The organism is Flavobacterium subsaxonicum WB 4.1-42 = DSM 21790, assembly GCF_000422725.1.
Lineage (GTDB): Bacteria > Bacteroidota > Bacteroidia > Flavobacteriales > Flavobacteriaceae > Flavobacterium > Flavobacterium subsaxonicum.
In genome coordinates, this window is the sequence record NZ_AUGP01000029.1 from 168,495 (window position 1) to 178,682 (window position 10,188).

8 protein-coding genes and 1 rRNA gene are annotated in these 10,188 nt (G+C 37.7%); 5 read left to right on the forward strand and 4 right to left on the reverse strand.

Annotated elements, in window-relative coordinates; genetic code table 11:
- Positions 1 to 39: 39 nt before the first annotated feature.
- From G509_RS0110500 to G509_RS0110515, 4 genes are read left to right on the forward strand one after another with little or no spacing between them, the layout of a single operon-like run.
- Positions 40 to 1,101 carry a DUF3810 domain-containing protein gene (locus G509_RS0110500; protein ID WP_026991501.1) on the forward strand — a complete coding sequence of 354 codons (1,062 nt, stop codon included), beginning with the start codon at positions 40 to 42 and terminating at the stop codon, positions 1,099 to 1,101.
- A gap of 41 nt (positions 1,102 to 1,142) precedes the next feature.
- A complete protein-coding gene (locus G509_RS0110505; RefSeq protein WP_026991502.1) occupies positions 1,143 to 1,637 on the forward strand; it encodes an RNA polymerase sigma factor in 495 nt (164 codons plus the stop codon).
- Between the two features lie 8 nt (positions 1,638 to 1,645).
- Positions 1,646 to 2,287 (forward strand): hypothetical protein, encoded by a 642-nt coding sequence (locus tag G509_RS0110510; RefSeq protein WP_026991503.1) that lies wholly within the window; start codon positions 1,646 to 1,648, stop codon positions 2,285 to 2,287.
- 4 nt (positions 2,288 to 2,291) lie between these two features.
- Positions 2,292 to 3,173 carry a TraB/GumN family protein gene (locus G509_RS0110515; RefSeq protein ID WP_026991504.1) on the forward strand — a complete coding sequence of 294 codons (882 nt, stop codon included), beginning with the start codon at positions 2,292 to 2,294 and terminating at the stop codon, positions 3,171 to 3,173.
- A 36-nt stretch (positions 3,174 to 3,209) separates the two neighbouring features.
- Here the strand turns inward: G509_RS0110515 and G509_RS0110520 are convergent, their stop codons facing one another.
- Both G509_RS0110520 and G509_RS0110525 read right to left on the reverse strand, forming a co-directional pair.
- Positions 3,210 to 4,013 (reverse strand): lysophospholipid acyltransferase family protein, encoded by an 804-nt coding sequence (locus tag G509_RS0110520; RefSeq protein WP_026991505.1) that lies wholly within the window; start codon positions 4,011 to 4,013, stop codon positions 3,210 to 3,212.
- 39 nt (positions 4,014 to 4,052) lie between these two features.
- The gene (locus G509_RS0110525) at positions 4,053 to 4,694 is read right to left on the reverse strand and encodes an NUDIX hydrolase (RefSeq protein WP_026991506.1); all 642 of its coding nucleotides are present in this window, start codon (positions 4,692 to 4,694) and stop codon (positions 4,053 to 4,055) included.
- A 61-nt stretch (positions 4,695 to 4,755) separates the two neighbouring features.
- On the opposite strand from G509_RS0110525, the gene G509_RS0110530 reads away from it, so the two are divergent.
- Complete coding sequence (locus tag G509_RS0110530) at positions 4,756 to 5,199, forward strand: DUF4268 domain-containing protein (protein WP_026991507.1); 444 nt, start codon at positions 4,756 to 4,758, stop codon at positions 5,197 to 5,199.
- Positions 5,200 to 5,752: 553 nt separating this feature from the next.
- On the opposite strand, the gene G509_RS0110535 is transcribed toward G509_RS0110530, so the two are convergent.
- The gene (locus G509_RS0110535; protein WP_161627177.1) at positions 5,753 to 9,004 is read right to left on the reverse strand and encodes a T9SS type B sorting domain-containing protein; all 3,252 of its coding nucleotides are present in this window, start codon (positions 9,002 to 9,004) and stop codon (positions 5,753 to 5,755) included.
- A gap of 1,063 nt (positions 9,005 to 10,067) precedes the next feature.
- Positions 10,068 to 10,176: ribosomal RNA gene (rrf, locus tag G509_RS0110545) — 5S ribosomal RNA — on the reverse strand.
- Positions 10,177 to 10,188: the final 12 nt, after the last annotated feature.

The following is a 10,188-nucleotide window of genomic DNA, read 5'->3' on the forward strand; positions in this document are numbered from 1 at the left end:
ATACTACTTATATTTACTTACCCATTTTATTTAACCCAAATGAAGAAAAAGAAACTGCTCGCCCTGTTGCTCCTTATACAAATTATACTGGTTAATGTGCTTTCTTTTTTTCCTGAGTTTGTAGAAAATTATTACAGTAATGGGCTATACCCCTACATATCGCACGCGTCACGCATTATTTTCGGGTGGATCGGCTTTTCTGTTGGCGATGTAATTTACGGCATTGTAATTTTTATGGCATTGCGATGGTTCTGGATGCGCCGAAAAACCTGGCGCCGCGACTATAAGTACAACCTTATAACTATGGCAGCCTGCTTTTCTGTAATATACTTTATGTTCAATTTTTTATGGGCCATGAACTACCGCCGTGTACCGCTTCATAAAAAAATGGCTATAGAAAAAGACTATACACCTGCCCAGTTAGTTGCCTTTACCTTAAAACTTATAGATAAGACCAATGCCATGCATGCCGCTTTGCAAAAAAACGACAGCCTTAAAGTGGTTAGCCCTTATTCTAATACAGAAATTTATAGCCATACCCTTAACGGATACACCAACCTGGCAAAAGAGCTGCCTTATTTTAAATACGAGCGCGAGAGCATAAAATCGTCGTTAATTAGTGTGCCGTTATCTTATATGGGGTTTGGCGGGTACCTAAACCCGTTTACTAACGAGGCACAGGTTAACAGCGAATTGCCCAAGTACAACCTGCCTACCACCGCCTGCCACGAAATGGCGCACCAGCTGGGCTATGCCAGCGAGAGTGAAGCTAACTTTATAGGTTTTATGGCATCTGTGAAGAGTAACGATCTTTATTTTAAGTACTCCGGCTATTCGTTTGCGCTTAAGTACTGCTTAAGGAATATTGCCAAGTTCGACGAGGCCAAAGCCAAAAGCCTGGTACCGCTTATTAGAAAAGGGGTGCGCGAAAACTTTAAAGAAAGTGAGGCTTTCGGAAAAAAATACGATTCTTTTATAGAAGATATTTTTGAATATATTTATGATAATTACCTAAAGATCAATCAGCAAAAAGACGGCATGGAGGCTTATAGCAAGTTTACCGGCCTTATGATTAATTACTACAAGGATAAAGAATTGTAATGTACCTGTAACATTTTAGGATGTTTATATACTAATGCTCTATGAGTTCATCTATCGAAAGGTCGTTTGTACAACAGCTTCAGGAAAATCAAAACCTGATACACAAAATTTGCAGGCTCTACACTAACAATGAAGATGCCCACAAAGACCTTTTTCAGGAAATTACCATTCAGCTCTGGAAAGCCTTTCCGCAATTTAGGGGCGAAGCCAAATTTACTACCTGGGCGTACAGGGTTGCCCTTAATACCGCCATTACCCTGTACCGCAAAAAAACGCGTACCATTAATACTATCGAGTTTGATAGTAAACTGCACCGCTTTAACCAGGACGAATACAACTACGAAGAAGAAGAGCATATTAAATTGCTCTACCAGGCCGTACAGCAGCTTAACGATATAGAAAAAGCACTGGTTTTTATGTACCTGGAAGATAAAGATTATACAGAGATAGCACAAACCCTGGGTATTAGCGAGGTTAACGCCCGCGTTAAAATGAACAGGATTAAAGGCAAACTAAAAACTATTATAAATCCGTAAAGGGGAATATGGACGAATTAGATAAATTAAAAAACCACTGGAAGCAAAACGAGCCCAGCTTTCCGCAAGTTTCTGAAAAAGAAATTTACGGCATGCTGCATAAAAAATCGTCTTCTATTGTAAAATGGATATTGGTTATAAGCATACTTGAGTTTTTACTGCAAGTAAGCCTTACCGTTTTATTAAAAGATAATACCAATACACAGTCTTTTAATACACCAAGTATAGACTACCTTACACTACCCATGACGCTTATTGGCTATGGCATAATATTGTATTTTGTGTACGTATTTTATATACGCTACAAGAAAATAACGGTTACAGACAATGTTAAGAATTTAATGCAAAGCATTTTAAAAACAAGAAAAGCGGTATCTACCTATATTTATGTAAATCTTGCCTATGTAGTGGTTAGTGCTATAGTTATTGTTTTTGTAATGTTTAAAACCGATTCCAGGGTATTGGAGGCGGTGCATAAATCTCAGGAACATGGCAATGCGCTTGCCTTTTACCTTACTGCTTTTTTATTCATATTTGTTTTAGTAGGTATATTTATATTGTTGGTATGGCTGTTTTACAAATTAATTTATGGATTTTTGTTACGCCGACTGCATAAAAACTACGAAGAACTTAAGAAATTAGACTTTTAAACTTATGAAAAAATTACTCTTTACGGTCTTTGGCCTTTTGATAGCATTATCTGCCAGCGCTCAAAAATCAACTGATGCCGCTCCTCAAAAATTAGACAAGGGCCTGCTTTGGAAGATTACGGGCAAAGGCATCTCTAAACCATCTTATTTGTTGGGTACGCTGCATGCAACCTGCAATCTTGTGTTAGACGATAATATACTTACTGCTTTAGATAACACCCAACAGCTCTATTTGGAACTGGATATGGACGACCCCAACCTGCAAACCCACTTAATGGCAGGCATGAAAATGAAGAATGATGTTAAAATGAGCAGCCTTGCCAAACCCGAAGAGTATGCTAAGGTAGATGCCTTTTTAAAAGCTACTTTGGGCTACCCTGTACAGGCTGTAGATGGTTTTATGCCGTTGCTTGTTACCAGCATGCTGATACCTAAAATGGTTGATTGCGAAATACAATCGGTTGAAGGAGATTTAATTAAATATACCCAAGACCAGCAGGAGCAAATTTACGGCCTTGAAACAGTAGAAGACCAGCTTGCCGTGTTTGATGCTGTACCATATACAGAGCAAATGGCCGAGCTTGTTAAAACAGCTAATGATAACATGGCTGCCAGCAAACTTGAGCTGCAAAGGATTATGACGCTTTACAAAGAAAAAGACCTTAACGCTATTTATAATTTTACTTTGCAGGAAGGCAGCCCAATGTTTGCCAAACACATTGAGACCTTTTTAAACAATCGTAATAAAAACTGGGTGCCTAAAATAGAGGCAGTAGCAAAAGCAAAACCTACGTTGTTTGCTCTGGGTGCGGCCCACCTGCCGGGAGAGAATGGTGTTATAATGCTGTTACGTAAAAAAGGCTACAAAGTAGAAGTTGTAAAATAAGAACACAAAAAAAAGAGGCTCAGGCCTCTTTTTTTTTTAGTAGTTCCACTGGCGTTGTTTGTTGAGTTCTTCCTGTGCGTCTAATATCTCGTTTGGTATAACCTTTAAAAAAGATGGGTGCTGCTCTATGGCATACTCAATCTTTTCTATTATTTCTTCGATGGTTTCGTTATCATAATCAATATCAAGTGGCTCTTTTATAATAAACGATTGCAGTATGCCCTTCTTTTTAAGGCGTAGCCCCTTTTTGTCGAAAGACCGGCGAAAGCCATCTATAACAATAGGCACTACAATAGGTTTGTGCTTTTTAATAATATGGGCCGTACCTTTCCTTATAGGTTTAAAGGGTTTTGTTGTACCCTGAGGGAAGGTTATTACCCAACCATCCTCCAGTGCTATTCGTATATTTTCGGTATCGTTGGGGTTAACCTCGCGCTGCACATCCTGCCCTTTTGCCCTCCAGGTCCGCTCTACCGTAATCGCCCCGGCATACGATAGTATTCGCGGCAGCCAACCCTCTTTCATGGTTTCTTTAGCCGCTACATAATAAATATTAAGCTTGGGGTTCCAGAGGTAGCCAATGTTGTTTATATTGTCTTCACGCCCTTTAAGGCTGGCGTTAAATACATGAAACATAGCCACCACATCGGCAAAATAAGTCTGGTGGTTAGATATAAACAGTACGTTGGTTTGCGGCAATGCCCTTATAATTTCAGACCCATCTATTTTTAAGTGGTTAAACCCCCTGTAACGGCGGTGTGTAAGTGCCCCAAAAATGCGAATGAGCCATCTTTTAAGGAAGAGTATATGACCAAAGGGATTTTTCTTAAATAAGCCCATAATAATAGCAAAGTAAAGCACAAACTTACAAAAAGCATATTATTCGAGCGCTATTTTTATCGTTTCTTTAAGTTCGCTCAACATCATGGCTGTTGCACCCCAAACTATATGCTCTTCAACCTTAAAAGCAGGTACAAGAACTTCCGCCTGGTAAGATGTTTTCATACATGTGTTAATGATGATAGAATCGTCTAAAAAAACATCCAGGGGCAGTTCTATAAGCTGAGCTACTTCGGCCGGATTCGGGTTAAAAACTGGCTGTGTTAAGCAAAAGCCCAAAAACGGAAATACCATAAAATTACTCGGCGGTATGTAAATTTCGGTAAACGGCATAACCACATCAATATCCTGCGGCAGTATACCTATCTCTTCATGCGTTTCGCGCAGGGCAGTTGCAGCCAGGTCTTTATCAAACACTTCTGCCTTTCCTCCCGGAAACGATATTTGCGCCGAGTGAATACCCGGATACGTATTGCGCTTTATAAGCATTAAGTGCGCATGATTGTCTTTAGGGTAAAACAGCATCATAACAGCCGACTTTCGTGGCTTGTATTTGCTGTAATCTTCCATCTGCAAGGTTTGCTGCCGCTCTAAAGGGGCCATTTTAATGTGGGCATTTACTGCCGGTAGCTGCTGATTTAGTATTTTTGGGATATATTTTGTAAATTCGGAAAAAAGCATCTTCAGGATTATAATCTATAACCCTAAAGGTACTTAAAAAATGCATTAAAAAGTAAAACACATGTTTAGCAAAGCAGAAGCGCAACAAATGAAAAAAGAGTTCTGGACATCTTTTGCAGAGGCCTACCCCCGCAAATGGATGTTGTATGACACTAAAATAAAAGATGTAACCTTTAAATTTTATATAGATAATAAAAAGGCACAGGTTATGCTGGAAATTGAACCCAAGGACGATGAAAAGCGTAAGATATATTTTGAAAAAATAGAATCGCTTAAAAGCATATTGCACGAAGAGTTTTTGCCCGAGGCTATTTTTGAAAAAGACTATTACCTGGAAACCGGCAAAGCCGTAAGCCGCATTTGGGTAGAGCTTATCGGTATTAGCCTTTATAATATGGCGAGCTGGGCAATGATATTTAGGTTTTTTAGCATAAATATGGATGCCTTTGAACGCTTTTTCTACGAGTATGAAGATTATATAAAAGACCTTGAAATAAACACATAAAAAAATCCCCTATTAGGGGATTTTTTAAACTACTCAAAAAGCAAACACTTTCTTTAATTACTTAAAGAACCAAAAACACTACTACTAAATAAGAATGGTTGGGAGACAACTATTCGGTCTCAAATATATATTGTAATTTATTTATAAGCAATTTTTAGCCTTACGGGAAATCCGCAATTAACATTTGGCCATAAAATAAAAAAATCCCCTGTAAAAGGGGATTTAAAAACTAACACTATTAAATTGTTCCGTTCTTCAATTTTAAAATAGTATCCTCCAGGAAAATTACCTCTTTACACCTAAAGCGGTAAGCACACACTAAAACACACACCCGGCTGTAATAACTATAACTAAAATTGTAAGCAATTAATAGTTAGATGTGGGGGTTATGTTAGTTTTGTTGTAAATGTATAACACATAATACTTGTAAGCAATTTCTATCATTACGGAAAACCCGCAATTAACATAACCCGCCTGCCTGTACGATAATCAGGCAAACATGAAAAATCCCCTTTAGTAAGAAGGGGATTTCCATAAGCTAAATTAAACCAGACTATCGCAGCATGGCAAAGTGGCCTTTTAATTCGCGACCATCTTCACGAGTAACCACAAACCAGTAATCTGTCGAAGGTAGTTGGATGCCGTTAAGAGTACCGTCCCAACCTCTGGAGGTGGAACCGAACGCGGTTATAATCTTACCATACCTGTCCATAATAACAACTTTCATGTGGGGTTCCATTGGAGCATGTTTAATGTTCCAAGTGTCATGAGAGCCATCGCCATTAGGAGTAAAGTAGTTTGGATAATTTAACAAAACAACTTCTTTATTAACCTGCCCACAACCATGGGCGTCTTTAACATATATATTAAATAAGCCGGTATCAAGACCTGTAAATACATTAGATGTTTGGTAGGTAACACCATCTAAAGAATATTCAAGATCTGCAGCGCCCTGGGCATGTATTGTAATGGTATTATTATCTTCAGTCCAGTCTTCAGATTCTATTTTAATAATTTCCGGAGTGTATGATTCTTTAATTTCTACTTCGGCATAACCATCGCAGGTTGTAGTTCCGTAATCTTTTTCAACAATTACTGTATACACACCCGGCTCTGTAACAAAAATACTCTGCGTAGTTTCGCCGGTAGACCATAAGTAGCTGCTGTAACCTGCGTTTGCGCTCAGGCCTAATCGGCTATCGTTACATATAGTACCGGTAGTTGCTATAATTGGCTCCTGGTATTCGCCTACAAAAAGCTTGAATGATGTTACACCATGGCAAAGAGAAATTTCGTTATGTATAAGCCTTGCATAAACTACCTGGCCATTGCCTGTACTTGTGTAATATTCCGGCAGTGGGTTAACACCTGTATCGGCATCTTCAAAAGTTAAGTGATACGTAATGGTATACATTGCGCTATAAAGGCCGTTTAATATACCATCGTTCTGATCTGTTAAATGATACTGATACGTTGCTGCTGTACCGTTTTCTACGCAAAGCACCATGTCTTCCGGCTGCGTAGCATCGGCAATAGATGGCAGCGTAAGCACATTAAACCACTGCGTAACAATATCGCCACAATCGTTCTCTATCTGGAAAACATATTCGGCCGGTTCTATGTTAACAAAAATGTTGCTGGCACCATTATCAAAACTAAAAGGCTGGCCATTTTTTTCTATAATTTTAAACGATGTAGGCTGACCTGTAATTTCAAGCATAACATCATTAGGGCTACCCACACAAGCAAGAGTATACGCTGTATTAATGCTAAGGCCATCGTTATAATTAAATTCGCCAAGGCTGCTTACACACATAGAATTATCTGAAGTTGCTGTAGTAAAAGACTCAAACTTTTTAATAACCCTGAATTTACCCTGATAGTTAAGGTTGTTCCTGGCCGTTAGGTTAACAAGTTTGAGACCCGTTTGTGCAGTAGGTACAGCACCTTCTGTGTAAGGATTGTTGTTGTTACCCGGATGACCCCATGTACCGGTAATAGGATAATATTTTTGAAGGAAGTAAACAGCACCTTCTGTACCATTGCCGGCATCTGTAACTTTAATAGAGAAACTGCCACAGTTAGGAGTAAACTCAAAGCCTGTTTGTGGTGGGTGATACCCCTCTACAAAAATTGGAAGTTCGTGTACAATACCACAAACATCTGTAGCTTTAAAGCTGTATTGCCCCTCTGGCAGGTTACCCATATAAAAATCGCCATTGGCAATTATGTTTTGAGAAACATCTATTGGAAAAGAACCACTGTATGGAGCTGCAGTAATTTGTACCGAAGTAAGGTCTCCGTTACCACTTTGGTATCTAACAGTACCATAACCTGGTTGGCATCCCGGTAATGTTACTAAATAAAAGTCTTTTTCTACAAAAGCAGGTACAACTACATTTTTCTCATAAGTAAAGCCGCAATCGTCTGTAAATTCTATTTTGTAAGTACCAATAGGCACATCTAAAATTATAAGTTCGCCATTTGGAGTAATGCTCGAATCTACATTTACAGAATAACTTGTACTGTAAGTAGCAGGGCCGGTAAGCACACGGGCACTTACAATATTTGCTGCCGGTACGCTTGCGCTAATTTTTCCGAATACAGAAAAACAACCATTATTAACACCACCTACAGAAGGTTGCGGTTTTTCAAACTCAATTTCTAAGGTAGTGGTAGCTGTCCTGTTGCAAGAATCTGTTATTGTAACCTCATAAGTACCAAAAGGCACAGTATTAGTAGCGCTGCCATATATAACAGTGCCTAATGTAAAAGGGCCTTGTGGTGTTGCGTTATACGTAACCGGATTAAACCCTGCAGGCCCGGTAATGTTTACCGTATACGAACCTGTAAACCTGCTGGCAGTTAGCTTAAGGTATTTATTAGCACAAGGCGCATCTATAGGTGCAAGTGCAACTTTAATAGACGGATCTATAATTGCCGAATTTTGGTATACTGTACTACAACCATCGGTAACACTAAAATCATACGTATAGCTATCTGTTTGTAATCTTGGTACAGTTGTAGTTACTGTTAAAGAGTTAGGGTCTCCGGTAGCAAAATAATCATTAAACTCCATGCTGTTTCCAGAAATATCCAGGACAGATAATGTGCGGCTAACCGTTAATGGATAGCTTATAGTACCCGATGATGGTGTAATTGTATTTGTTACTGTAATCTGGTCGCAAAGAGGGCTTAAAGCATCCGGATAAGTAGTATCGCCAATGTTAAGCACTGCATTAATTAACGCTAACGTATATGTTTTTACCTTACCTACTCCACAGCTGTTAAATACCCTGATTTTGTAAGTACCTGCAGGCAGGCCGTCAAAAACATTTGACGATTGCATAGGTCGTAACTGCGGCCCCCCAATAATTTCTGCCGATGCAAATGTGCCCGATGTAGTGTTTACAATCACGCTGCCTCCTGTAGCACAATTTTGGTTGCTTGAGGTTACATTAAATACTAATGGAACAATCTGGCTGCCTATAGTAACAGTTTTTTCTTTACTATTTAAAAGACTGCCCATAGACTGCATTGCCACAACTTTATAAGTAGCTGCACCCAAGCTACCAAGATAGCCCGTGCTTAAAACAGCAATCGGGTTATTTGTATTGGGTAATTTATACACCTTATATAGCATTGCAGCATTTGGTGTAGTGTTAGAAACTGAGAAGGTTAATGATCCGTTACCTAAACAGGTCTCATCAGTTTTTGTAACTGTTAAGCTAAAGTCAGATAATTGTGCATTAACAAATGTTGTAAACAACAACATTACGAACGTAGCGATTTTAATTTTTCCCATAAAACTTGTAATTTTCCTTGTCATTTAAAAACCTAATCTTTTTGTTAAGAATAATACTGTCTGCATTACCAGGCTTTCTTTCATCATTTCACATTGCAATATTAATTAATTTTACAATATAAAACACTGATTTATAGATAGTTACACTTGCATTTCGTCGTTTGTTTAAGCATTATTCAAGTATTAATTACCCGTAAAAAACAACAAACTTCTGATTAACAAGCTTTTAACTATTTTTTTATAAGCCTTTATATAATTTTTGAATAATGTTAAATTTTATTTTTTTAACATTAATACACAATAAAACTATATATATTTTAAATATAATACAACAAATTGGCAAAAAAAATAACTATTTAGTACTAAAATGAATATTTAGTAGTAATTTAAATAACACGAATTATCTTATTAAATATGCAAAGATTTTATGTTGGTTATGATAATTTTATCATAACCCAAAAGAGTTTGACATCGATAAGTGCGTTAATAAGAAAAATATTACTATAGATATACAGTAATTTATTTTCGTTTAAATTTTTTAGATTGGGATAAACAGCAAACCCAAGAGCATTAAAATAAGATGCCCACCATACAATTAAAATAATTATTATTTTAAATTGTAAATAGGTTTAAATAGTACATAAGCTTAATGCAATAGCGGATAATGCTAACTATTAAGTGTACACTGTATTGAAATAATTTCAATAAGATGAAATTGATTTAGATTTGTATTACCTGAACAATAGAGAGAATATATGAGCAGCAATAATTAATTTGAGATAAATTGGCCAACAGATAAATAATTTATCATTTAAGATACTTACCCGGCATTAGAAGATAGGTAATTAGTGTGCAGTTTGGCAAAACCAGCTAACATCAATTTAAATCCCGGAGCTGTTAGCTGGGTTGTCATTTCAGTCTATAGCTATAGATTATCCATAATTGTGTTGATAGGGTTTTAACCAGGATAAAAAATCCTTTAAATCCCCTGCTTTGGGATACTTTTCCCAAAAAATTTAGGCACAAAAAAAAGCCCTATCCGTTTGGATAGGGCTTTTCAAAAGAAAGGCGATGACATACTCTCCCACAAATTGCAGTACCATCTGCGCAGGCGGGCTTAACTTCTCTGTTCGGGATGGGAAGAGGTGAGCCCCGCCGCAATAATCACCTTAAAAGGTTTATTG